The organism is Terrisporobacter mayombei (assembly GCF_020748465.1).
GTDB lineage: Bacteria > Bacillota > Clostridia > Peptostreptococcales > Peptostreptococcaceae > Terrisporobacter > Terrisporobacter mayombei.
Genome location: NZ_JAHZMP010000177.1, coordinates 1 through 476 on the forward strand (window position 1 = coordinate 1; position 476 = coordinate 476).

The 476-nt window shown below is 29.8% G+C and carries 1 pseudogene; it reads left to right on the forward strand.

What is annotated here, in order from left to right:
- Nucleotides 1-347, forward strand: a pseudogene (locus K0039_RS20990) (tRNA (N(6)-L-threonylcarbamoyladenosine(37)-C(2))-methylthiotransferase MtaB); the annotation flags it as partial.
- Nucleotides 348-476: the final 129 nt, after the last annotated feature.

Below are 476 nucleotides of genomic sequence, written 5' to 3' on the forward strand. Positions count from 1 at the left end.
TAATAGTAGGTTTCCCTGGAGAGACAAATGAAGAGTTTAAAAAAACGTACGAGTTTTTAAAAGAAATAGAGCTTTCACAAATGCATATTTTTAAATATTCACCAAGAAAAGGAACTCCAGCTGCAACTATGGAAAATCAAGTTGACCCTCAAATGAAACATTTTAGAAGCGAACAACTTTTAATTTTGAGTAAAGTAAATTTTAATAAATTTGCAACTAAATTTATCGGCCGTAAGTTGGATGTTTTATTTGAACAAAATCTAGAAGGCAATAAATATGAGGGATTAACTTCAAATTATATAAGAGTTGTTGTTGAAAGTGACAAAAATATACAAGAGCAGATATGAGAAGTGAAAATAAATGTAGTAAAAGGTGAAGCTGTAGATGGAGTTTTGCAATAACATGTATAAATTGTAATATGTGTAAGTTAGGAGTTGGAGAGCAAGTATTGTATTTGTTTTAAAAAAGCGATCGGG